This window comes from Photobacterium rosenbergii (genome assembly GCF_003026455.1).
GTDB lineage: Bacteria > Pseudomonadota > Gammaproteobacteria > Enterobacterales > Vibrionaceae > Photobacterium > Photobacterium rosenbergii.
In genome coordinates this window covers 1,302,540-1,325,389 of record NZ_PYMB01000001.1, presented here as the reverse complement: position 1 = coordinate 1,325,389, position 22,850 = coordinate 1,302,540, and the positions used below count along the sequence as shown (strand labels likewise).

Sequence of the window (22,850 nt, the reverse complement as noted above, 5' to 3'; positions counted from 1 at the left end):
ATAAAAATATCACCCAAGTTATCTAAATGGACGTACTGTCAAACTGTATTGAATAACAATTAAACTAGTTTATGAGATGCTTATGAAAACTAATTTTAAAAGAGCAGCAGTACTGACATCTGTGGTAATGGCATTGTCTGGCTGTTTGGAAGATGGCTTTAATTATAACGGGGGAAAGGATGGGCCTGGTCCGGTTCCTGGTGGTGAAGTTACTCAGATATACGGAAAAGACTCTGACGGAGCTTTCATCATGCAAGCCGTCGATAAGGATGGTGTAATTGCAGACGTTGACGGTCAGGAAAATAGCTCGTTGAGTAACATTCAGGTCATTGGTGATTACCAATCTCAAACGGCGCTTAACGTGGAAGTGACACAAGACGCTAAGGCAGGGATTCAGTTTACAGCCAATTCTCCCGTTGATTACTCAAAGGTTAATGCGGACAAGACCGGACTGCTGATCTTCGATGTACATATGAAAGAGTTCCCGAGTGGCGAGGTAACTCCAGCTGTTGTTACCCTGAAATCAGACAATGGCAAGTCGGGGCAGGTTGATATCACAAGTTCGCTCAGTGCTTACTTGGGTGTGAAACACAGCGATTTGGTCAATAGTACTCAAACTGTTCGGATCCCTTTGCAATGCTTTGCAGATCAAGGTGTTGATTTCAGTAAAGTGACACAATCTTTCTCAATGGATATGAGTGCTAATGCTAATTTTGATATTAGTAATGTCCGTGTTCAGGCAGAAGCAGGTGGTGATAAGCCTGGCATTAACCTAGTGATTGAGTGTGATAACTCAGCTAAGAGTGAAGTGCTAACTACGCCTGAATCTACTATTTATGCTCGCAGTAAAAATGATCAAGGCGAATTTGTCGAGTCTGGTTGGACTTATCACCAGACTTCCAATGGCGCTAAAATTTATCCTGTCAATAATGAAGATTCAGACATCGGCTGGGCGGGTGTTGAGTCTACCGCTGAACCGGGTAAGCAGACATACTTGAGCTTTATTTTGAATAAAGAAGATACGAAGCTTAAAGATGTAAGCCAGTACTTAGAAAGAGGGGCTTTGGAGTTCACCCTATGGGTTGAGTCTTATAGTGAGATGCCTCACCCGACAAATAATATCATAGTGAAAATTGATACGCCGACTAAGAATGATCCAGAAAGTCCATCTTCAGATTATCGCTATCCAGCGTCTAAGCTGTGGACAATAAGCTGTAAAACAGATAACTGTGAAGGGGCAGTACAGAAATTTTCTCTTTCTCTTGCTGATTTCTTTAGTACAGCAGATGGCGAGATTGATATCAATGTACTGAAGCACATCAAAAAAATAGTGTTCTTCCCAGAGAAAGTAGATGACAAATCATACTCTCCGAAAGGGTTTAAATTCAGTGTCAGTGACGTGAAGTTTGTCATGAACCCTCAATAACGTTTCTTACCGTAAAGCTTGTAGCAACTATTCTGACTGTTATCTCTTTCGTTAAATAACAGTCAGATTCTTCGACAAATTAAATTGATTTTTGCCGGTACTACTTTCGCTAGGGGAAGAGCAGTAGTACCGGCTTTTTTGTTTTAAGGAAAATATTTAAGGAAACTCACTGTGAAGATGAAAGCAATACCTCTAATTGTTATGGGGGCTCTTGCATCTGTCGGTAGTATTCATGCTGCTGAATCAAAGCCCATAGAGAATAATGCCGAAGGTCTGCAAAGGCCGAATGTTCTGTTTATTATGACAGACGATCACGCTGTACAAGCACTTAGCGCCTATGGTCATGAAATCGCACAATTAGCACCAACGCCCAATATCGACCGTATCGCAAAGCATGGCGCTATTTTTACTAGCTCCTATGTGACAAATTCGTTGTGTGGACCAAGTAGGGGAACAATGCTGACAGGTAAGTTTGGCCATAAAAATGGCTTTAACTACAATGGCCAGAGCTTTGATGGTAGTCAGTTTACTTGGCCGAGAGCATTGCATGAGGCGGGTTATAACACGGCTGTTATAGGGAAATGGCATATCAACCGCATACCGGAAGGTTTGGAGTTTGACCACTGGGATATTCTGAACGACCAAGGTGAGTACTATAACCCTGATTTCATCACTGAAAACGGGGTGAAGCAGGAGATGGGTTATACCACTGATCTGATCACTGACAAGACCTTGGCATGGTTGGAAAATGAGCGGGATAAAAGTAAACCATTTGCACTGATGATGCATCACAAAGCACCACACCGAAACTGGATGCCTCCTCTGCGTTACACCCGCTTGTATGAGAATACTGAGTTCCCCGTCCCTGAAAACTACTTTGATGATTATCAAGGGCGGCTAGCGGCAAGTAAGCAAGAAATGAATATATATCGCGACGCTCAAGAAGGGCACGATTTAAAAATGACCCGAGAAGTCGGCAGCAACCAATGGCGCAAAGATATTTGGCCGCACCTGCTGGCTCGTTTGACCAAACAGCAACGTAAAGCATGGGACGAGGCCTATCAAGAGCGCAATGATTACATGAATCGCCATGAGTCGGAGTGGTCTGATAGAGAAATGGCAGTGTGGAAGTATCAACGCTATCTTCAGGATTACTTGGCAACCGTGAAAGCTGTCGACGAGAGTGTCGGCGAGGTACTTGATTACCTTGAAGCGCATAACCTAGCGGATAACACAATCGTGGTTTACACATCAGATCAGGGCTTCTTCCTCGGTGAGCATGGCTTCTTTGATAAGCGCTTTATGTATGAGGAGTCTTTCTCAACCCCCTTGTTGGTTCAATACCCAGCAAAGATAAAAGCAGGGACGGTGATAGATGAACTGGTGCAGAATATCGACTACGCGCCAACCTTACTGGACTTTGCGGGTGTCAAAACTGATGAAGCGTTTGATGGTGTATCAATGAAGGGGTTGTTGACTGGCAAGCAGAGTGGAGAGTGGCGCAACAGTTTGTATTATCACTATTACGAAAATCCAGGTTTCCACAATGTCGCTCGCCATTATGGAGTTAGAGATCATCGCTATAAATTGATCCACTTTTACTACCCAGATGATGAGTGGGAGTTTTATGATTTAGAGTCCGACCGCTCCGAGATGGTGAATTTGATAGATACTCCTGAATATCAAAATGAAGTCAATCGCCTGAAAGCGGAATTAAAAAGGCTTGAGGACCTATATGACGTGCCGCCACAGGATGAATGGATTGATATGCAGTTGATTCATGAACCAAAACCAACGTTAGAACAGATTTTCTCGGATAAAAACTAACTGAGTACGGACTCATTGGTTGGGCTCGATGGCCCATACTTGAGTAAATATCTGCTGAATAGTTTCTAGTTGTTATTTACGTGTAGAGTCTTATTGAAATAAAAACCCAAGTACTCACTTATATACTTGGGTTTTTTATTAACATAGTCAGATGGTTATAGAGATGGATTATCTAGTAGTAGGTGATATTTGCCAGTGCCTCTGGCGTGATTAACACCCCTCCGCAACGTGATTTACTCCAAATCAGTCCCTCTTGCACTTCAAAGCCATCAAAAAGCTCTCGCGCACTATTTGTTGCTTGATGAATATTATCAAACTCACCAAGTTGGATGTTGATACATTGACCTACGTTATCGGAGACTGCTTTTCCTTTCTCATTGAGGAATATAGCAATGTAATTCATGCAGCAACCTTGATCTTGTTGGATAATGTTCTTACTACATATTTGCACCATTCAGAGTCGGCATGTAGTAGGTTTATTTTTCGGTCTATAGCAAGTTGAGTTAACGGGTCAGCGTCAAGTCTTGCCGTTGTTAATTCAGAGACTTTCTTTGATATTTCATTATGCATATTAATGAAATATTGCGGGTCACCCAACACCAACCTTGAATTTGCTTCATCTTGCTTGAGGCTTACTTTTGCCTCTTGCAGTCTTTGGCTACTTACTATCAATTCACCTTCGTGAGTGATGGAGTATATTTTTTTGTCAGGCTTATTGGATTGATTGATTTCCTTACAAGTGAGAAAACCTTTGTTTTTGAGCTTCAACAAGGTTCTGTATATTTGTTGATGGGAGGTTTTCCAAGGTGATTTGTTGATTTTTTTTGTCAGTTCATAGCCAGTAGATGCGTTTTCTAATAAATTGGCCAAAACGACGACTTCAAGATTGCCTATCATGATATCTCTTCTAAATTATTGGTTGGAGCGAATTGTAATTATATTTATGTGGTGGTGTGTCTAGCCGAAACTTAAAATTTGTGCTTTAGTTTAATTGGTATTATCCGTGTACCAGTAGATAACACCTGTTAGTTTAATTTCTCTACATTGATGGCGCTCAGGTCGCCGCACCCGAACAGATACGGCGCACAATTATCTGTGGGATCAGTATCTACCGCGCCAGCCATTGGTATACTTCAAGTGGTTTTTATCCCAGCCCCATTGCTGTGGCATATTATCATTGCTCCATGCATCAAATTCAGCTTTAAGCCTAGCCACTTGCTCAGGATGGGCATCTGCGATGTTTTTACTTTCACCGATATCACTGCTGATATGGAAAAGCTCATAGTGGGCATTTGTATCTGCAAGGTTGGGCATGACCAATTTCCAGTTTTCATCACGAATAGCTGCTTGGTTAGGCATATGCCAGTATAGGAAGCGATTATCGAGGTGCTCTGTTTTACCTTTTAGTACCGGTAATAAATTAACACCGTCCAGCTGCATCTCTTTTGAGGCTTCAATACCTGCAGCTGCAAGGGCGGTAGGTAATATATCCAAAGAAATAATAGGATCACTGATTGTACGGCCTGCAGGAATGGTTCCTTTCCAGGTTACGCTGAATGGTATTCTTATCCCGCCATCCCAAACTTGTCCTTTTTCACTCCTGAGGGGGTGGTTATAGGATTCGTTCCCATGCTTGCCGAGGAATTTACCGCCATTATCAGAGAGGAAAATGATCAGCGTGTCTTGCATTAACTGGTGCTCTTCCAGCTTAGCGATAATTCGCCCGACGTTATGATCCATGTTGTAGTTCATGGCAACCGCAAGCCTACGCTTTGGGTTCTCAATATGATTAAAGCGCTGTAAGTCTTCTTCTAAAGCTTGCTGCGGTCCATGGATAGCATTGAAGGGCACATAGAGGAAGAAAGGTTGATCTTTGTTGGTTTCGATAAAGTTGACCGCCTCGTCGCCAAACTTGTCGGTAAGGTACTCATCAAAAGGAGGAACTAGTTGATCATTATGATAGATTGAAGAAAAAGGTGCATTCTTGCTGTTTTCTTCATTTCTGGCCCCGACAAAGTAGTCCGCAGCTCCATTGTTGAAGCCGAAAAACTCATCAAAGCCACGATTTTGCGGCCAGAACTGTTTGGCATCACCGTCATGCCATTTACCAATTACCGCTGTCTTGTAGCCGGCATCCTGAAAGTAGTGGCCAATGGTAGGAATATTGGCAGGCACTCCCTGCTCAATGCCTTTTTCTAATATATATGGGCCAACATTGTCATGTGCGCCGAAACGTTGTTGGTATCGACCTGTTAGCATCCCAGCCCGTGATGGGCCGCATACCGGTGCTGTAACATAACCCGCTTCGAAGATAACACCATCTTCGGCTAATCTGTCGAGGTTTGGTGTTCTGACATCATTGCTTTGGTTCTGGAACCCTGTATCTGCATACCCTAGGTCATCAGCAAAGATAAGAAGTACATTAGGTTGTTTGGCGTCAGCACTTTCAGCCTGAACTGCAGCAGCACAAGGCAAGGACATCATGGCAAGCGATGCCGCCACTGGCCAAATGGGGGAGAACTTCCTTTTATTGATTGTGGATGACATCATTTTCCTATCCTTGTGTATGTGCCGTTAACCTTATAAAATTTCCGCTCATTGTGTAACGTTTCTACTGATCTGATGGCGTATTTCAATTGAGTTTCAATCAAACTCAAGCGGCTATAGCATTAATTCAATGACTTACAACTATGTGGCGTAAGTCACTATGAACTGTACAGCACAATTTTACCCCTATCAATTGAAACGTTTCAATTTGTGATCTTTTTCAAACCATACGTGCTAGATGCCAAATCTTCAGGACAGTATGGCGTGCAATACCTTTGATTGATGGAGCATTAAAACCTGATGCATTGCGAGTGTTTTATTGCTAAATTGATCTACCGTTAGCTGATGGTGGTTAAGGCGTTGTTGGTAACTTTCGATTTGAGTAGTATAGGTACTACGATCGTTCAATCTGTTGTTTAGTCGTGAAATTCTTTGGCTTATTAGTTGGCCTTCTTCAAATAAAAAGCGAAGTTCACTAGTGGAAATATTGCTTGTTTGCATAAGTGTCTTTTTGTTATTAATCTGGTCAATATTTCACTTTTTATATATTTAACTTGTACAGGTCATTTTGCGACAGTTATATTTTGATTGTTAAACTTGCAAGCTGGCTAACAGATATTGTATTTGTCGCTAGATCATATTTGAGCAGTCAGTAGTATTCCCTTCGTCGATAAATTTGCCTTTTATTATAAGTTGTATGGCTATCAATATTGTTAAACGATGTGTAGCGATTGGTGTCGCTTCTGTGCTGTTAAGTGGCTGTGTAGGTAGTAATGTCGCTACTTCTAAATTAATGGAATATAACGTAAAAGCAGTGGATAACCGTTATGCCCGTGGCGGACTGAACATGGCGATGTCGCCATTGTATGCGGTAACGGTAGGGGCGGATTACTTGGTGTTGAACTCATTGGAATTTTGGACCGGTGAGAACCCGATTAGCGGTCAGCCTCATATTTTTGATACCGATACGGATACGTGGTTGGAAGTCAATAGCAGTATTGATGAGTCGCTTCATTCTGCTCCTATAAAAATAAGCACATCAGAATAAAATTGGCATTCTAATTATCTTGGTACTTATATTTTAGAGGGTTAAGTTATCTTTGATAATTAGTGTCAATTCTTTTGGAATAATAAAGTAGTACTCTTAGGTCCTTTTGCCCTTACATATTATGTAAGGGCATTTTTTTACATTTATAAGTCTTTGACAAAGTTGCGAACGAAGCCAGCGACATTGTGTTTTTCAATTCGATTACTGAACCATACAGTCACTGTGTCTTTGGTTGGTGAGATATAAATCCCTTGTCCTCGCATCCCGCCTTTGAACATATCGCCATCGTCCCATATAGCATCAAACTGGTAACTTCCCCCGATAGGCTCATCAGCAGTCATGGCAATGAATTGCTCTGAAGCAGGACTTACTGTATAAACACCGGGTGTTACTGATTGCTGGATGGTTTTGATAACGCTTGGTGAAATTATCCTTTCATCCGAAGTCGCCTGCCAACTGTCGGTGTAGAGCATGGCGTATCGGGCCATATCTTCGGTGTTCGATGTCATCAAACCGTGGATCACTTCATGGCCGTCAGGTGTCAAAGTGATATACCCATTATCGGACATACCTGCTTTGGCCCAAATCCTTTCATTCATTACCTGATACAAAGGCTTGCCTTCGACTTTTGCAATCAGCAACCCCAGGATTTGGGTATTGGCGGAGCTATATTCAAATGCCTTGGCAGCATCGCTCTTGCGTGGGATATTCAACAACGTTTGGTAGTAATTACCTTTGGCTTCGATCTCGGCAAAAAATAGTTGGGTGATGTGGGAATCTGGGTTGGCCCGTGCGGTATCGTTTTCTTCTGCGTCCAAACCAGACTGCATATTCAAGATATCAATAACTCGAGTTGATCCCCAACTCGTATCCGCAAGCTCTGGCATATAGGTCGACAGGGGCTCTACAACATCGAGTTTACCTTCCTCTTCTAGTAGTGCCACCAACAAACCTGCAATAGATTTAGCATTGCTCATCCAGACATGTTGGCTGTCATAGGGCATATTGAAATGTTCAAAAATGACCTTGCCGTTCTGGATGATCATCATCGAGTTTATAGAAGGGTTGCTACCTGTCAGCAGCGAGCCCAAACTTTGGTCATTGAAGCGGGTTTGGTGGACATTTTCTGGTGCAATCAGGCTTCTCTCTAACGGCTTGGATTGAGAACCTTTTGTCAGCGTGGCATAGGGAAGCACTTTGTCTAAATTCTGCCAATACCATGAAGCCTGTTCACTGGGATACATAAAAGTCTGCAGGGAGAAATCTGCGATGTATTCTTGTTCTGTCTCAGCGGAAATGTCCGCTGTAGCTGCTGTGCTGGCAATTGCCAGGGCGATGAGACTGTGTTTTACCATCTCAACCTCGCTATGGTGTTATTGGAAACAGCAATATAACGAGGTGGAAGCAAAATTAACCTATCACATTACGACATTTCGAGTGGTAAAACCGCTAGCTTTAACTAGATAGGGACAAGCTCTTCAAGTATTGGGTTGGGGTCTGTTTGAGGTGCTTTTTCATCGCCCGAGAGAAGTTGGACGGATCTGAATAGTTCAGCTTTTCCGCCACGGCTTGAACACTATGCCCTTGTTGGAGCAACACCATCGATTTTTCGATCTTCTTCTGGTTGAGATAGTCCCTAAATGAAGAATTGTGTTGGATAAACAACCGCTGCAGTGTTCGCTCTGAGACCCCAAACAGGTGGGCAACAAAATCGATCCCAAAGTGCTCCTCCTGCCAAAAAGTATCAACCACGCCCTTTACCCTTGCCATTGAGCAGCAGTGCCTTTGATTGGGTTGGCGTCTAAATGGCTGTAAGTCATTTACATTCAAGCTCACAGGAACGTAACTAAAGTCAGTGCCATAAAACACCTTCTTTTCTGCAGTTTGCCCAACAATTTTGGCTTTGGGTGAACTCTGGTGGTCGAAGGCTAGATAATTTGGTTGCCATGATGCACCCAACTGATCCTTCAATAGTTTGATGATTAGGAAAGTCGTGAATTCATTGGCATGTTCATAGCTCTTGTTGGTCGCTTTTAATGAACTCTGGTGGCAAATTTTGAGTTCGCCATTGAGATATTCAAACCACAACTTGAAGTGAGATCCTTGCAGGTGTTGGAATGAGATCAAGGCATCAAGGAAATCAGTTAATCCTTCGCTGCTGGCTAAATGATGTTGGAATTCAGGGTGTAGGGCTTGGTTGTTGACATACTGCGCAGCATAGAAGCCGATATCATCATGCCCGGTGGTTTTTGAGGCCGAGTCGACAATCAGGCTGACAACATGTGAAGGAAGGTACAATGTTGGTGTCGTTAGCTTTCTCTTATCTATACGTAAGCGCTTTAGTAGCGGTGATGGATCACGGCCATTATCATCAAGAAACTGTAGAAAAGGCGCACTAAGTGCTGCTCGGCAAACGGGTAGAGAACTCATGATCCATTTAGGTGGTGAATGATGCTGGCACTGTATGCTATCTGACCTTGAAGATAACTGAATGGTGAATGGCTATTCACGAAATCGGTTGTTTTGCGAATGATTTGCAAGTTTTAGTTCAATGAGACGAAATTATTTATCTTTTTTTCGTCTTTTCCTGATGGTGCCCGTCTTACGGGTATACAAACTATCAGAGAGAGTTAGATATGCTCAAAGTTATTAGCTTCAAGATTTGTCCGTTCGTCCAGCGAGTGACTGCAGCATTGGCGGCCCGCAATATTCCCTTCGAGATTGAATACATTAGCCTCAAGGACAAGCCTCAGTGGTTTTTGGATATTTCACCTAACGGGCAGGTACCTTTGCTCATCACCGACTCAGGTGCCGCCCTGTTTGAGTCTGATGCGATCATTGAATACATTGAAGATCAATATGGCCCGCTAGAGGTTGGGGTGTCTAATGAACAACGGGCGCTTGATAGGGCATGGAGTTACCTCGGAGCCAAGAACTATATGACTCAATGCGGCACCATGAGCAGCAAAGATAAAGCAACGTTTGAGCAGCGGAACGAGAAGTTTGTTACTGCCTTTGCCAAGGTAGAAAAACAATTGTCGGGTGAGTCCCGCTACTTTAAATCCGACAGCATCAGCAATGTTGATATCGCTTGGTTGCCTTTACTGCATCGAGCACACATTATCAAACAGCATACGGGGTTTGATTTCTTGTGTTGCTTGCCTAAAACCCAGGCTTGGCAAAAGGCAGTTATGGCGTCTGGACTGGTGGAACAATCGGTTGCCGAGGATTTCGAGCAGCACTTCACCCATTTTTATCTGTCAGAGACCTATTTGTCAGATAGCACTCTTAAAACGTGCAATGAGCTGAAAAACAGCACAATATGTACTATCAGCAGTTGTTGCGGCTAACGGTTAGTCATATCTTAATTTACTATTTACAAAGGTTATGGGGATGCCCATAACCTTTTTGCGCTGGAGAAATAAATGCCTGACAGAGCCTTGCCGGAAAATACCCTTCGCATTGAGGATGTTTGGCAGCAATACCAGACGAGCCTAAAGCGATTTTTGCATTCGAACGTCTCGTGCCCGGATGATGTGGATGATTTGCTGCAGGATATCCTTATCAAAACCTACCAGCAGATCAGCACGGTTAAAGACAAGAACAAGCTCAAGTCTTGGTTGTTCCAGTTGGCCAACAACACCATTATCGATTTCTACCGCAAGCGGGCACGAGGCAAAGGGGTTACCGAAGACGAACTTTGGTACACAGAAGGTGGGGAGAGTATCCATCGTCAGCTTTCCCACTGTATCTTGCCGTTTATCCAAGCCTTGCCAGAAGAAGACGCGCAACTGTTGAGCGCAATTGAAATCAATGGCACCTCACAGAAGGACTACGCTGAACAACATGGGATGAAGTACTCGACGTTGAAGTCCCGGGTGCAAAAAAGCCGCGAAAAACTCAATCGTTTGTTCAACGAATGCTGCGAGATGAAGCTCGACAGCCATGGTAATATCATCGACTTCGAGCAAAGGGGGGCTTGCAGGAAGAAATGCTAGGTCCTAGGAAAAGCGGGTCCTAGTTCCTGGGAGAAGCAAAAGCAGAAACAGGTACTCGGAAGAAAAGGCACGAGGTCTTTGGAAAAGCGACAAATAGAAGCAAGAGCTTGACGTATCATTGCATTACGGAAAATGCTGCAGAACCCAGAACCCAGAACCCAGAACCCAGAACCCAGAACCCAGAACCCAGAACCCAGAACCCAGAACCCAGAACCCAGAACCCAGAACCCAGAACCCAGAACCCAGTAATCTGATTTTAATTTTATGAACATCCCAACAAAAATTATTGAGAAAGTCGCTCTGTCAGTTGGTGCTGTCGGAGTAGCAAGCGTTGAGCATATCCAAAGTCTTTGGAGTGGCTATGGCGAGTTAGTCAGGTTGCATTTGGACGGGGGTGTTCGGCCTTCGGTGATTGTGAAATATATATTGTTGCCAAACGCGACATCGCAGACTGCGAATCATCCCAGAGGGTGGAATACCTCACGCTCTCATCAGCGTAAATTGGATTCTTACCAAGTAGAAGTGAATTGGTACCGGCATTATGCCAATCATTGTCATGCTCCAGTGCCAAAATGCTTGCTGGTGGAACAGCATGACAATGAAATTTTGTTGGTGTTGGAAGATTTGTCGGTTGCGGGTTACAGCCAAGTACACAAGAGTATCGAGCAGCATTCGCTACTGGCTTGTTTACACTGGTTAGCACAGTTCCATGCCCAGTTCATGGTTGGTGTTGGATCTATAGCTCCGGGCCAAACAGCAGATTGCGATTCTCACGGGCTCTGGCAGACAGGGACTTACTGGCATTTGGCTACACGTCCGGATGAGTTGGCAGTGCTTGAGGATCAGACACTCAAATCTGCTGCCGAGCATCTTGATACCATACTTTCGCAAAACAAGTACCAGACCTTGGTACACGGCGATGCCAAACTGGCCAATTTTTGCTTTACCCCTGAAGGCAATGCGGTTGCTGCCGTTGACTTCCAGTATGTTGGTGGTGGCTGTGGCATGAAGGATGTGTGTCTGTTCCTGAGCAGCGTTCTCGACTTCAGCGAAAGTGTGGCAAATAACGAGGCGAAAGTGGAAGCCTGTCTTGATGGGTATTTTTCAGCCCTGAAGCAGGCATTGCTAGAATATCATCCGCAAATTGATGGTAACGATGTCGAGCAGCAATGGCGTCCACTGTATTGTGTCGCTTGGGCAGATTTCCAACGTTTCATGAAGGGATGGTGCCCTGATCATTGGAAGATTAATACCTACACCGAGAGCCTTAGCCAGGAGGCATTGCAAAGCCTCGGAGTCAGTATCAATAAATAAATACTGGTTTAAAGGGCGAGTGTGCATGTTCTAGGTTCATCATTCTATTTTATTACTTCACTATGCGTTGTACCCCCCATAACGACGCAAAATGGAGTTTTTAGTGGATACCCTTTCAAAGACAAAGCGCTTTAAACATTTTCACGCTTCCGATCTCAGAGGGATCGGCCAACTGGCCACACAAGCGACGATGAGTGCAACACGGATTGCTGAAGGGGTCCACCAGTCAGTCTGGCGAACGATGGGAGTTCCGGGGGGCGAAACTCCAGAACGAACTCGGGGGCTGACCGGGTTTGTTTATAAAAGGATCTACAAAATTACCGGGTTGTTGGGGAATGGGGTAGATAAAGTCTTGGAAAAACAACAGCCTTGGCTTGAGTCCTTCGATGAAGGTAAAGAAGAGACTCTGGAGCGTATTTCAATGCTGTCGGCCCTTAATGGTGTAATGGGGGACAGGTTGGTTGAACAAGGCAATCAATTTGCGATTCCAATGAGTTTTTATTACCAGCAAGAACAATTGCCAATCAACGACTTGCGTTCTTTTCATATCCCAAAAGCCACAACGAAGGTTCTTCTGATGGTCCATGGGTTGTGCATGAATGATCGTCTATGGAAAGGAGAGCATGATGGGGTTGAGGTTGATCATGGTCTTCAATTGTCAGCGGCTTTAGGCTACACCCCTGTTTACCTTAGGTATAATACCGGCCTTCACACCTCGCAAAATGGCAGGCAATTATCTGACTTGCTGGAGCAACTTGTCAAAAATTGGCCTGTTCCCATAGAAGAGCTTTCTGTTATTGCCCACAGTATGGGTGGGTTAGTGTCACGCAGTGCCGTTCATTATGGCCAAGAGCAGGAGATGTCATGGCCCAATGTTGTGAAAAAGATGGTGTTCTTAGGGACCCCTCATCATGGTGCCCCTCTGGAGCGTTTGGGAAACAAGCTGGGTGTTATTCTGAGTAAAACACCCTATACAGCCCCTTTTAACCTTCTTAGTAACTTACGAAGCTCAGGTATCACCGATCTTCGTTACGGTTATGTTGTTGATGAAGATTGGCAAGGTGCTGATCGTTTTCAAAACAAGCCTGACGAGCGGGCTGGGGTGCCTCTGCCAGAGGGGATTGACTGTTTCACCATCGCTGCCACAACGGCGAGTAAAAGAAGTCTGTTAGCGGAAAGGCTGGTTGGTGATGGCCTCGTTCCACTCAATAGTGCATTGGGGGTTCATCCGGTAAATGATAGACACCTGATGTTTGCCGAACCCTCAAAAAAAGTATTTTATGACATGAACCATAACCAGTTGTTGAGTGACCCGAAGATCACCCAACAACTTGAAATGTGGTTGGGTGCTTAACGTTTATCTGCAGGGTGATTAGCTATCCAGTGCTTGGCGATATCGGTACGAGTGGTTATCCAGATATCGTCGAAGCCACCGATGTAATCGAGGAACTTCTTGAGGGCCTGAATACGCCCTGGTTTGCCTAGAATCCTGCAGTGCATACCAATCGACATCATCTTCGGTGCGGTTTCTCCTTCTTCATACAAACAGTCAAAGGTGTCTTTCAGGTACTGGAAAAATTCCTCGCCATGGCTAAAACCGTAGGGAGAGGAAAAACGCATATCGTTGACATCCAAGGTATATGGCACCACCAAGTGTGGTTTTTGGCCCGATGGGGTATCAAGCGAAGCCCAGAATGGCAGGTCATCGCCGTAGTAATCAGAGTCGAACAGTATTGATGGATGTTCGGCGAGTAGTTGGCGTGTATGCTTTGAGTCTCGGCCGGTATACCAACCGACAACGGGTTTGCCCAGCATGTCTTCAAGACGGGTTAGCGCCTGCGCCATGTGTTCCCGCTCTTCATCGACTGGCATATTTTGGTGATGGATCCATTTCAGGCCATGGCAAACCACATCGTAGCCATTGTCGATAATCGCTTGTGTTACCGCCGGATTCCTTTCTAGTGCGGTGGTAATGGCGAAAATTGTCAGTGGAAGCTGGCGTTTTTCGAACTCGTTGAATATACGCCATACCCCGCTGCGAGATCCGTATTCATACAGGGATTCTATGCTCATATGGCGGTCAGGGTAGGCTTCCGCTCCGGCGATTTCGGACAAGAATGTCTCGGAGTGGGTGTCGCCATGAAGAATACAGTTCTCACCACCTTCCTCGAAATTCAGCACAAACTGTACTGCAAGTTTGGCATTATTAGGCCAATTGGCATGTGGCGGTTTACCTGCGTATCCGGCCATATCGCGGGGTTTGAGGGTGGCATTTTGCGATAGAAGTGCGTCATCGTTGTTCATGGGTTAGTCCTCCTTGCCTGCAACTGCCGACCAATGCTGGTAACGACCAGTGAACGGTTTGGCGGGTGGCGGGGCATAGGTTGCAACCTTTGATGTTGATAAGGATAGCCGATGGAGCGACTCAGCCAGGCTGACAGCTGCGGTAACACCATCGATGACAGGAACACCCAGTTCACTCTGCAAGTCTGAAACAAGATCTGACATACCCGCACAGCCAAGTACGATGGCTTCTGCGCCATCATGATGGAGGGTTTCCCGACAGGCGGCTAACAACTGCTGGAAGGTGGCATTGTCGGATTTCTCCAGTGCCAAAACAGGTAACTCAATAGCCCGAATGGCACAGCAACGCTCCGCTAGGCCATAACGTTGCAGTAAATGCTCGGCAGTGGGGATTGTGCGTGCAAGGGTAGTGACTACCGAAAATCGATGGGCGACTAAACTAGCGGCATGAAAGGCAGCTTGTGCAATACCAAGCACCGGAGCTTCGGTGAGTTCCTTAGCGGCATCAAGGGCCGGATCGCCAAAACAGGCAACAATATAGGCATCAGGCTTGTTCGTCTCTTGCTCACACTCTTTGATCACGTCGAGCAACCCTGCTGAAGCTAAGACTTCATCGCGGGCGCATTCGATGGTCTCGGGTCCATGCTCGGGGGAGCAGGCGGTAATTTGGGTGGTTGGCAGGGCAATATGCTGTGCACATAGGGCGATTTTGTCTGTCATTCCCTGGCAGGTATTGGGGTTGATAAGCTGGATCCGCATCCGTGGGCTCCTCGTTGATGTAAAAAAACTGTGCTTAATGGAATAGGGTATCGAAATCGACCGCCTTGTTGTCTTTGTCGAATACAAGGCTGTTTTGAATGATCTCTAAGTGGTGTTCCATCCATGTTTTTGCGGCGTTTACCTCACCGTTGTCTAGCAGTGAAATAAGTTCGATGTGGCTACCACAATCACAACCGACACTGTGTTTGGTGCCAAATACGGCAATGATCAGTGAGGATCGAAAAGCCAGCTGTTCAACAAACTGGGTCAGGGTGTCGTTGTTGGCAACTTTGGCCAACTCGATGTGGAACAAGGCGGTATATCTGATTGCAGCGGCAAAATCGTTCTCGTCCTTGGCTCTGTCTTCTTGCTCAATGACCTTTCGTAGTTTCTCTGCATGGTGTGGTTGCCAATGCTTGGCAATCGCAGGGATCAAGCCGGTTTCGATCAGAATGCGGCTTTCAAAGACTTCTTGTGCCTCTGTCGCAGAAGGCGTCCTGACTTCAGCCCCTTTGTTAGGCTGGATCGTAATGAAGCGCTCTATCGCCAATTGTTGCAGTACCTTGCGGATCGCTGTCCGGCTGACTTTGAACCTCTCGGCTAGCTTATCTTCTGGCAAGCGAACACCCGGTACTAATTGTTGGGTAACAATTGCATCACGAATTTTGAGATAAATAGCATCGTATTGAATCATGGTTATCAATCCATAGCATCCATTAAATACAATATGGCGTTTAAGCGTATACAATCAGCTTAATTGAATTTTCATAATAAAAGCAAATAAACAAATAATAAAATGCGATACCGCTATTTTAGCGCGCTAATTTGGGGCAAGCCTGCATCATATTGATGCACATAACACCTTATTTTTGCTTATATAATCCATGAATCCATTTATTTGAACGGATAAAAACGTTGGCATGATGATTGTATACATTAGTTGTATACAATTGAGAGAGGGAATTACTATGGATAAGGAAATTAAAGGTGTAACGGTCAGTCCCAGATTGATTAATGATGATCTGGCTCCGGAGAAAGAGCAGAAATGGGGATGGTACAGTATTTTTGCTTTTTGGATGTCAGATGTTCACTCCGTGGGTGGTTATGTATTTGCTGCAAGCTTATTTGCACTTGGTTTAGCCAGTTGGCAGGTTTTTGTTTGTTTAATATTAGGTATTTCGATTGTCCAGTATTTTGCTAATTTAATGGGTAAGCCGGGACAAAAAGCCGGTGTTCCTTTTCCTGTTGTTTGCCGGATGTCATTTGGTGTGCTGGGGGCGAATATTCCAGCGGTAATACGCGGGTTAATCGCTGTTGTTTGGTATGGTATTCAAACGTTCTTGGCTTCTAGTGCCTTTATTGTTCTGATCCTTTATTTTGCTCCGGAATATGGACGTTATACCGAAGGGTCTTTCTTAGGCTTATCACCATTAGGCTGGTTTGGCTTTGTCTTTATGTGGATAACCCAGGCGATGGTCTTCATGTTCGGTATGGGGGCAATCCGTAAACTGATTGATTGGTCTGGCCCAGCTATTTATTTGGCAATGACATTGCTGACGGTTTGGATGGTATACAAAGCAGGTTGGCAGAATATCGATTTCAACCTAAGTGAGTCATCACTAACTGGTTGGGACGCTTTCACCCAGATGGCAGTAGCAACAGCCTTGGTTGCAGGTTATTTTGCAGGGCCTACTTTGAATTTTAGTGACTTCTCTCGTTACTGTAGCTCTTATAAGGCTCTGAAGTTCGGTAATTTCCTAGGGCTGCCGATTAACTTTGTACTGTTCTCGCTATTCAGTGTGATTATTGTTGCCGCCTCAATGCCGGTATTTGGTGAAATCATTACTGACCCAATCGAAACTGTTCATCGCCTAGATAATGGCCTGGTGATTATTCTCGGTGCTTTTACCTTTATTCTGGCAACCATTGGTATCAATATCGTGGCTAACTTTGTTGCTCCGGCTTTTGATTTTTCGAATGTGTCACCTCAGAAAATCAGTTTCAAAACCGGTGGTTTTATTGCCGCTGTCGGTTCGGTATTAATTACGCCTTGGAATTTGTTCAATAATCCAGAAGTCATTCATTATACCGTTGATGTGCTAGCTGCAGTGATTGGCCCTCTATACGGCATCATTATCATTGATTACTTTAAAATCAGGAAACAAGAAATTGATATTTCTGCGCTATATACCGAAGATAAAACCAGCCGTTATTGGTATCAGGGTGGCGTAAACAAACATGCAATATATGCGTTAATTCCATCAACGGTAGCGGCACTGTTCTCATCATTTATTGTGGTTGAGCTGGCAAACTTCTCGCTCTTTATTGGCGGTATTTTAGCAGCGGCGAGTTATTGGTTCCTGATGAGTTACGAATGGCAGTTAAATGTTAAAAAGCGCAACCATGTCAGTCTGAACGAAGTGTAATCAATAACAAGTAACACTTAAGCATTATTTCAAACCAAAAGAAAACCCAGCGGCAATGAATGATTGCTGCTGGGTTTGTTGTTTATATTGGCTTATTTTTCCTGCTGGTCTTCAAACAGCAAATTAATAGCGATGCTTACCAAGACCAGACCAAGGATAGGAGCCAGAACCGCTTGCGGCGCACGCTCAATGTAAGGCAGGCTTTCGGCTATCAGCAATCCCCACTCTGGATGAGGAGGCTTTGCGCCCAAGCCAATGAAGCTCAATGCTGTCAGGCTTAGTGTAATAGGCGGAAAGCGCATGACCGTGTGCCTCAACAATGGCGGTAAAATATAAGGCAGTTGATAGTGCCTCAACATTCGCCAACGACCCACACCCCAAAGTGGTGCTAAACGGATATGTGGCTGTGCCCTTGCTTCAAGTAATAGGCTGGAACAATGGGAGGCCAAAGGTGCCCAGGAAACCAAAACCACAGCGATAAGCGCACTGTTCGGATTCATACCTGAAAGTCCTGCAACCAGCAGACCGGCAACGATATACGGTGTCCCTTTGGTGACTTCAATCAAGCCCTGGCTGAGCTTGGTGTTGAACCCCATGATGAGCCCGACCAGTAAGCTGAGGATTGTTGCCAGCACACCCATGCTAAGGGTGGAAAGCATCCCTTGGCCTACACGGGCCAACAAGTCACGACCAACGGCATCGGCACCAAGCGGCGCAGCCAAACTTGGTGAGAGCAAGCGGCTAAACTGGCTGGTGTAGGGATCTCGCATTTCTGCCCATAAGGCAAAGCCAACCAATAGCAGGAAGATAGAAGCACTGACAATGCGCTTAGTGCGGTTTTTAGTAAAGCCGAGTGGAGGGTTACTGGTGATCAGTTTGCCACTCTTCAATCCTTGTCCTAGCCATAGGTGTTGGAAAAGGATGGTCAGGCTACTAATAGCAATCGACATAACTAGAAGGAACAGCAACCCGCCCTGAAGGGTCGGAAGGTCCTGAGCGGCTGTTGCCCCCAATGTCAGCCGGCCAATTCCCGGAATGGAGAATATATGCTCGACTGTTACCGCACCACCGGTCAAGCCGATAACGATCATAGCAATCTGCGGAAGCAGGTTGCTAATGGCACGGCGCAGCGCATAACGGCCAATGTGCACAGAGCTTATATTGGCACTGAGCCAGGTGATGACCCAAGGTTCATCCAAAACCCGTTGTAGGCTATCGTTGAGCAGCTTGGTAAACAAGCCTGTAGCAGGTAATGCCAAAGCAAGGCTTGGTAACCAGATGTTTTGCCAACCCTGCCAACCATAAGGAGGTAACAGGTTTAACCAAATGGCGAAGAACAGGATCAGCAAGGTGGCTATTACGTATTCAGGCAGCGTGATAAGTACTGTACTGATGCTGCCATTGAGCTTATCCAGTCGGTTCCGTCGCCATTGCCACATGGTGTGCTGGACACTGATGCCACAGAACAACAAGGTCAGGCCGAATGCACAAGCCATCAACAATAATGAGGTGCCAGCGGCACTCATTATTGATTGGCTGACAGGACTGCCGTCAATCCAAGAGACACCGAGGTCACCTTGAAAAAGGGATGTAAGCCAGTCCCAAAGCCTTTCCAAACTGGTTCGGTGCAGTCCCAGATCCTGACGGACTGCTTCTAGGGCCTCCGGCGTCATCATGCGCTGTTGCCCTGAGCGGGCACGCAGAATCGCTTGGGTAGGATCAATGCCGGCAATATCCGGCAATAAGCCAACCAGCACGACCATGGCCGACAGTGCCCCTGCGCGTGACAGCCATGGTAGTGAGCGATTTAGCATAGGAGAACCTGAAAGGTTGGCAAATCGCATTGTGCTTAGTTCACATCCGTAAATTCAGTGACAAGCAGACGTTCGCGTGGGTCACGCTCTGCATTTTGAACGCGTAGGCTCTCACCTTGGATGACACGCTCATGTAGTAGAGGGATCGCTGCGTATTGGCCGAGGATGATCTGCTCCGCTTCAATGGTCGCTTTCTGGCGAGCTTCACCTAGCGGTTGAAGATCGGCATGGGTCAGTGCCGCATCCACTTCTTCTGAACAGAATTGACCTAGGTTGAATGAGCCTTCACAACCGAAATCACTCATCATATAAGCGACTGGGTCACCTGAATCGAGTACCGTGGCACGTGACAGCATGAAGATATCAAAGTTACCGGCAAGGGCATCGTTTTCGATTTGGGCGTACTCACGGATATCCAGTTCTACATTAAAACCGGCACTTTCTAGTTGTTGTTTAACTAAAACGGCAACTTCTGGAAGCTCTGCACGGTCTGTAAATGTACCAAGGACAATTTTCTCGCCATTGGCTTTCAGGCCTTGTTCAAGCTCTGGCGCATCAGGGCGGATTGGAGCTGCCCAAGCAAGCGCTGGACCAAGTAGGCCATCGGCTTTGTCAGCACGGTTTTCGTAAACCGTTTTGATGATCTGCTCACGGTCAATGGCAGCAGCAGCAACCTTGCGCATTTCAAGCTTACTGAATACCTCTGACGAGTTGTTCAGGTACAGCGTATTGGTACGAGGCATGCTGACTTCGTGAAGAAGCTCAGGATCAATCAGCGCTAACTGAGAAACAGGCACGGCTTCAACGACGTCTGCTGTACCGGTACGCAGTGCTGCAGCACGGGCGAAACCGTCCGGCACATACTCAGCGGTTACACGTGCGATTTTGGCTTTCTCACCCCAGTAATCATCAAAGCGCTCTAGTTTTGCACTGGTTGCACCGTTAATTTCGGTCAGGATGAAAGGGCCACTACCGGTGCGGGTCGGGTTAACACTTCCGTTATCTTGGTAAGCACTGGCGGCAAGGATAGAAAGCTGCGGGCTCGAAAGGCGGCTAGGTAGAAGTGGGTCGTTAAACTCGGTTTTAATTTCGACACGCATGCTATCTAAGGCACGAACTTGCCATTCGATACCGTCGATAATACGTGGCTTAGGTGCCGCCGCGAAGGCCTTCTCTAGAGAATTAACAACAGTTTCAGCTGTCAGTTTGCTGCCATCATGGAAAGTGACACCATCACGGATAGTAAATTGCCAAGTCAGATCATCAACCTGCTCCCATTCTGTCGCGAGTTTCGGTAAAGCTTCAGCTTGTGGGTTCAACTCAACAAGAGTCTCAGCGGTTCTCCAGCGGGAAAGTTTGAACGCATCATCAGACAAAGGTGAAAGGCCAGTACGTGGCGGCTGCATCATGGCAAGATGAATTTCTGCGCCTTCGTTTGCAGCTGTGTTGTCTGTAGATGAATCGAAACAACCACTTAGGGCTAGCATTAGGCCAGCGGCAACAGTGGTTTTAAGCAGGTTTGAGGGCATGATAATGTCCTTGATAATCATAGTTAGCTCGCAATGGCTTGCGATGGATATTGCATATCTACCAACGATTGGCTGATAGGGTGGGTCGGGTTGTCAAAGATCTCTTCTGCGGTACCGTACTCAACGACTTCTCCTTGAGCGAGTACTAGGATCTCATCACATAATTCTTTGGCGGCACTTAGGTCATGGGTCACTAGAAGTAACCTCATATCCCTTTGCTTTTGCAGATTTTGGAGCAAATCGAGAATGTACCGGCGGCTGACGGGATCCAAGCTACTGGTGGGTTCATCGGCAACTAATACACAAGGTTCAACCACAAGTGCTCGGGCAATAGCAACCCGCTGGGCTTGGCCCAGTGACAGTTGGTTTGACTTGCGCTCAAGCAGGTCAGCACTTAAGTTGACATCAGCAAGGGCCTGCAGCAGACGTTGTTCGCAACCTTCGGTCATACCTACACAGTGTTGTGGCTCTGTCAGAATCTCCCTCACTGTGTAATAAGGATTCAGGCTAGTGTGCGGCTCCTGCGGGATAAGCTGGATGTGTCGGCACAGTTGCTGGCGTTGCTGTGCCGAAATTTGAGAAAGCGGTTGCTCGCAAAGGTAGACCTCACCTTCACTGATTTGTCGCAGGCCGAATAGTAATTCAATCAAGGTCGACTTGCCCGCACCGGAAGGGCCGACAATTGCTAGGCTTTGCTGATCAACATTTAAATTCAGTTTGTTCAGCGCGACGAAGGGCTTTCCGCCTAGCCAACTTGGCCTTGAGTAGTAATGCACACTGACATTGTCGAAACGAAGTTGGGCCGACCCCCTGTTGTGATGATGCATGTGTGCTCCTATACCATCAACTGGCGTAGCTGGTGGCAGAATGGGTGTTGGCTTTGCAGCAGGGCTTGTTGTGGTTTGCCGTAGGCCACCATTTGCCCTTCATCGATGACTACGAGCTTGTCACAAGCTAGCGCACTGTGAAGATCATGGGTGATTAAGACGCCGGCAATGCCCTGCTGCTTGATGCTGCTTCTTAGCAAATCGAGGATTTCTCTCTCGGTCACGGGGTCCAATGCGCTGGTTGGTTCATCGGCGATGAGAACCTGTGCACTGCCAAGCAGTGCCATGGCAATACAAATTCGCTGGCGCTGGCCGCCTGAAAGCTGGCTTGGATAGTGTTTGAGAGTTTGTTCCGGCTGTTCAAAACCAAGCTGGCTAAGCAAAGAACAGATGACGTCTTTGCCCGAACCTTTTTTAGAATTCCCCGCACTGAGCGCTAAGCTCAGTTGCGTGCCGATGCGAGCCAGAGGGTTCAAAGCCTGAAGTGGGTCTTGGAAAATAACCGCAGCACGTTGCTCTGGAGTGCGCTTTAGCAAGTTTATTTGGGCAACTTCATTACCCGCAATACGTATTTCGCCTTGCGGTTGAATACCTTTGGGCAGGAATCCAGCAATGGCTTTTGACATCATTGACTTACCGATACCCGATGGCCCCATTACCGCCAAGATTTCTCCAGCATTGACTTCGAATGCGATGTTCTTAAACAGCGAACCTTTGTCGTGAATGAGACTTAACTGGCTGACGGAAAGTAGTGGTGCGGTCATCTGGCTATCAATGTAATGTTATAAAGTAACAATGATAATCATTTTTTAAAGTATGACAAGAGGCTGTGTTGAATAATAAATAGTACTTTCATGGTAAAAAAACGCATTTATGCACTTTTTTGCCCTAAAAGTGTTATTTTTTGCAGTTTTATAATTTATGAAAAGATTAGGAAATAATGAGCTTCTGTGGTAATAATTCTCATTTCGTGCCGAGTGACAGATTCGAACCTGCCTTAAGTTGGGTAAATAAAGCACTCCGATTCTTTC

19 protein-coding genes and 1 pseudogene are annotated in these 22,850 nt (G+C 45.8%); 8 read left to right on the top strand and 12 right to left on the bottom strand.

Translation table 11 applies throughout. The annotated features are described in order from the left end of the window. Positions 1 to 82 precede the first annotated feature (82 nt). On the top strand, positions 83 to 1,426 hold the full coding sequence (locus C9J01_RS06250) for a putative glycoside hydrolase (RefSeq protein ID WP_107297214.1): 1,344 nt from the start codon (positions 83 to 85) through the stop codon (positions 1,424 to 1,426). Positions 1,427 to 1,603: 177 nt separating this feature from the next. Then, on the top strand, positions 1,604 to 3,253 hold the full coding sequence (locus C9J01_RS06245) for a sulfatase family protein (protein WP_107297213.1): 1,650 nt from the start codon (positions 1,604 to 1,606) through the stop codon (positions 3,251 to 3,253). Positions 3,254 to 3,425: 172 nt separating this feature from the next. Here the strand turns inward: C9J01_RS06245 and C9J01_RS06240 are convergent, their stop codons facing one another. The 3 genes from C9J01_RS06240 to C9J01_RS06230 form a co-directional block, all read right to left on the bottom strand. Then, positions 3,426 to 3,656 carry a hypothetical protein gene (locus C9J01_RS06240; RefSeq protein ID WP_107297212.1) on the bottom strand — a complete coding sequence of 77 codons (231 nt, stop codon included), beginning with the start codon at positions 3,654 to 3,656 and terminating at the stop codon, positions 3,426 to 3,428. Next, on the bottom strand, positions 3,653 to 4,150 hold the full coding sequence (locus C9J01_RS06235) for a PadR family transcriptional regulator (protein ID WP_107297211.1): 498 nt from the start codon (positions 4,148 to 4,150) through the stop codon (positions 3,653 to 3,655). Before C9J01_RS06235 ends, C9J01_RS06240 begins: the two co-directional genes overlap by 4 nt. 204 nt (positions 4,151 to 4,354) lie before the next feature. Next, entirely contained in the window at positions 4,355 to 5,803 is a 1,449-nt protein-coding gene (locus C9J01_RS06230; RefSeq protein WP_107297210.1) for a sulfatase, read from the bottom strand. A gap of 694 nt (positions 5,804 to 6,497) precedes the next feature. Between C9J01_RS06230 and C9J01_RS06225 the strand changes: the two are divergent. Then, a pseudogene (locus C9J01_RS06225) lies at positions 6,498 to 6,842 on the top strand (DUF3332 family protein); the annotation flags it as partial. A 149-nt stretch (positions 6,843 to 6,991) separates the two neighbouring features. Here C9J01_RS06225 and C9J01_RS06220 read toward each other — a convergent pair. Beyond that, positions 6,992 to 8,203, bottom strand: coding sequence for a serine hydrolase domain-containing protein (locus C9J01_RS06220; protein ID WP_107297208.1), 1,212 nt, complete (start codon positions 8,201 to 8,203; stop codon positions 6,992 to 6,994). A 100-nt stretch (positions 8,204 to 8,303) separates the two neighbouring features. Further along, positions 8,304 to 9,278 (bottom strand): helix-turn-helix domain-containing protein, encoded by a 975-nt coding sequence (locus C9J01_RS06215; RefSeq protein WP_107297207.1) that lies wholly within the window; start codon positions 9,276 to 9,278, stop codon positions 8,304 to 8,306. A 206-nt stretch (positions 9,279 to 9,484) separates the two neighbouring features. Here C9J01_RS06215 and C9J01_RS06210 point away from each other — a divergent pair, with 206 nt between their 5' ends. From C9J01_RS06210 to C9J01_RS06195, 4 genes are all read left to right on the top strand, one after another. Further along, on the top strand, positions 9,485 to 10,198 hold the full coding sequence (locus C9J01_RS06210; RefSeq protein WP_107297206.1) for a glutathione S-transferase family protein: 714 nt from the start codon (positions 9,485 to 9,487) through the stop codon (positions 10,196 to 10,198). Positions 10,199 to 10,273: 75 nt separating this feature from the next. Beyond that, complete coding sequence (sigZ, locus tag C9J01_RS06205; RefSeq protein ID WP_107297205.1) at positions 10,274 to 10,846, top strand: RNA polymerase sigma factor SigZ; 573 nt, start codon at positions 10,274 to 10,276, stop codon at positions 10,844 to 10,846. Between the two features lie 264 nt (positions 10,847 to 11,110). Beyond that, on the top strand, positions 11,111 to 12,160 hold the full coding sequence (locus C9J01_RS06200; RefSeq protein WP_107297204.1) for a phosphotransferase: 1,050 nt from the start codon (positions 11,111 to 11,113) through the stop codon (positions 12,158 to 12,160). A 103-nt stretch (positions 12,161 to 12,263) separates the two neighbouring features. Next, positions 12,264 to 13,514 (top strand): GPI inositol-deacylase, encoded by a 1,251-nt coding sequence (locus tag C9J01_RS06195; protein ID WP_237156884.1) that lies wholly within the window; start codon positions 12,264 to 12,266, stop codon positions 13,512 to 13,514. Here C9J01_RS06195 and puuE read toward each other — a convergent pair. The 3 genes from puuE to C9J01_RS06180 are packed head-to-tail and all read right to left on the bottom strand — an operon-like array spanning position 13,511 to position 15,917. Next, positions 13,511 to 14,464, bottom strand: coding sequence for an allantoinase PuuE (gene puuE / locus C9J01_RS06190; protein ID WP_419686372.1), 954 nt, complete (start codon positions 14,462 to 14,464; stop codon positions 13,511 to 13,513). The two genes, C9J01_RS06195 and puuE, sit on opposite strands and share 4 nt — an antisense overlap. 3 nt (positions 14,465 to 14,467) lie before the next feature. Then, positions 14,468 to 15,223 carry an aspartate/glutamate racemase family protein gene (locus tag C9J01_RS06185; RefSeq protein ID WP_107297202.1) on the bottom strand — a complete coding sequence of 252 codons (756 nt, stop codon included), beginning with the start codon at positions 15,221 to 15,223 and terminating at the stop codon, positions 14,468 to 14,470. Positions 15,224 to 15,257: 34 nt separating this feature from the next. Then, a complete protein-coding gene (locus C9J01_RS06180) occupies positions 15,258 to 15,917 on the bottom strand; it encodes a GntR family transcriptional regulator (protein WP_107297201.1) in 660 nt (219 codons plus the stop codon). A 274-nt stretch (positions 15,918 to 16,191) separates the two neighbouring features. Here C9J01_RS06180 and C9J01_RS06175 point away from each other — a divergent pair, with 274 nt between their 5' ends. Further along, positions 16,192 to 17,649 carry an NCS1 family nucleobase:cation symporter-1 gene (locus C9J01_RS06175; protein ID WP_107297200.1) on the top strand — a complete coding sequence of 486 codons (1,458 nt, stop codon included), beginning with the start codon at positions 16,192 to 16,194 and terminating at the stop codon, positions 17,647 to 17,649. 92 nt (positions 17,650 to 17,741) lie between these two features. Here C9J01_RS06175 and C9J01_RS06170 read toward each other — a convergent pair whose 3' ends face one another. From C9J01_RS06170 to C9J01_RS06155, 4 genes are read right to left on the bottom strand one after another with little or no spacing between them, the layout of a single operon-like run. Then, complete coding sequence (locus C9J01_RS06170) at positions 17,742 to 19,463, bottom strand: ABC transporter permease subunit (protein WP_107297443.1); 1,722 nt, start codon at positions 19,461 to 19,463, stop codon at positions 17,742 to 17,744. 35 nt (positions 19,464 to 19,498) lie between these two features. Next, positions 19,499 to 20,992: an ABC transporter substrate-binding protein gene (locus C9J01_RS06165; protein ID WP_107297442.1), complete on the bottom strand. Its 1,494-nt coding sequence runs from the start codon at positions 20,990 to 20,992 to the stop codon at positions 19,499 to 19,501. A 23-nt stretch (positions 20,993 to 21,015) separates the two neighbouring features. Next, a complete protein-coding gene (locus tag C9J01_RS06160; RefSeq protein ID WP_107297199.1) occupies positions 21,016 to 21,819 on the bottom strand; it encodes an ABC transporter ATP-binding protein in 804 nt (267 codons plus the stop codon). A gap of 8 nt (positions 21,820 to 21,827) precedes the next feature. Further along, positions 21,828 to 22,583: an ATP-binding cassette domain-containing protein gene (locus C9J01_RS06155; RefSeq protein WP_107297198.1), complete on the bottom strand. Its 756-nt coding sequence runs from the start codon at positions 22,581 to 22,583 to the stop codon at positions 21,828 to 21,830. Positions 22,584 to 22,850 lie beyond the last annotated feature (267 nt).